At 38.3% G+C, this 1,468-nt stretch carries 2 protein-coding genes and 1 pseudogene; 1 reads left to right on the forward strand and 2 read right to left on the reverse strand.

Annotated elements, in window-relative coordinates; genetic code table 11:
* Together RRG12_RS44105 and RRG12_RS44110 are read right to left on the reverse strand one after the other, a co-directional pair.
* Positions 1-374, reverse strand: a pseudogene (locus tag RRG12_RS44105) (serine protease); the annotation flags it as partial.
* A gap of 2 nt (positions 375-376) precedes the next feature.
* On the reverse strand, positions 377-601 hold the full coding sequence (locus RRG12_RS44110; RefSeq protein WP_420759192.1) for a hypothetical protein: 225 nt from the start codon (positions 599-601) through the stop codon (positions 377-379).
* A 254-nt stretch (positions 602-855) separates the two neighbouring features.
* Between RRG12_RS44110 and RRG12_RS44115 the strand changes: the two genes are divergently transcribed.
* A partial coding sequence (locus RRG12_RS44115) for a sucrose-phosphate phosphatase (protein ID WP_420763364.1) occupies positions 856-1,468 on the forward strand: 613 nt, incomplete at its 3' end.

A 1,468-nucleotide genomic window follows, 5' to 3' on the forward strand; every position in this document is an offset into this window, starting at 1 on the left:
ATGGAAATTTTCTTCAAATGACCGCCAGGATGTTGAATAATTGCCACGCGGTCATCTCGCCGCATTAATTTACTTACGATAAAGTCTTTATCTTCATCCCCAGTGTAAGGCTGAATATAGTTGAGGAAGACAGCGAGGGCTTCTTTATCGTAAGCAACTCGTCCAAATTGAGCTAAAAATCGCACCACTTCCACAGAAACACCCATTGGCGCACCATCCAAATCTAACCGCGCCAGGATAATATCTGCTTGGGCTACACCTTGTAATGCACCTGCGACTAAACGACGGCGATCGCGCACGTTAGCAAAGTCGGGTAAATTCTGTACGATGCGGGTAAGGCACTGGAAGTCAGGTGTGGATAGCTGTACGGTCACGGTTACTGTATCCTATGAAACTGATGTTTATCTGGGTTAACCTGCAATCTCCCATCTATATTGCTGGCTGGAAAGCGCTTGACTCGGAAATTCCCGTGGGTTTCTAGAAGTTGAGTGATCGCTTCTGCGTCAGATGCCGGGGTAGTAAGATGCTTGTAGTTACCTGTTGCTGAATTTTTAAGGAAAGGATACTTGTTGATACCTACTACCAAAGCATCTCGGCTCATGTGAACAATGTGAAAATAAGTTTTTGACTAAATGTATAGATTACAACCATCAGATCATAATCGACAAATGATAAGTTATACTCATATTGTTTTGTGACTTTCTTAAAGATCAATAAAAAGTTAGAGCTAAAAAAGCTACTTAAAGTATATTTATTTTGTGGATTCTCAAAAAACAGAAATATGAATAATTTTCATTTGTATGTATAATTAATAAATTTTAACAAAAAATCAGCTTGCAGCACAAACAACTAATTATGAAGCCATTCCTATTTGTAACTGATTTAGACCATACACTTGTGGGTGATGATCGCGCATTAGAGGAACTCAATGGTGAGTTAGATAGGCATCGAAAAACCTATGGAACAAAGATAGTTTACGCAACAGGGCGTTCGTTAACGTTATATGAGCAGTTAGCAACAGAAAAAGCCCTGTTAAACCCCGATGCTTTAATTACTTCTGTAGGAACTGAAATATACTTCAACTCTAATTATGAGACTTCTGACACAGAATGGTCTAAAAAGTTATCAGTAGGTTGGAATCGTGATTTAATCGCAGAAACAGCTAGGAAGTTTGCGGAACTGATACCTCAGCAAACATCTGAACAGCGTCCTTTTAAAGTTAGCTACCTTCTTAAAGAAGAAGCCGCAACAGAAATCTTGCCACAACTTAAGTATTCACTCGAAAATCTAAATATAAAATTCAATTTAATCTATAGTGGTGGTAAAGACCTCGATATATTACCTTTTGATGCTGATAAAGGTTTAGCTGTTAAGTATCTACAACATAAATGGAAACTTGATGCTGAAAAAACTGTTGTTTGTGGCGACTCAGGTAATGATATTGCTTTATTTAGTGTGGGAGAAGAAC

The organism is Nostoc sp. CALU 546, assembly GCF_048836525.1.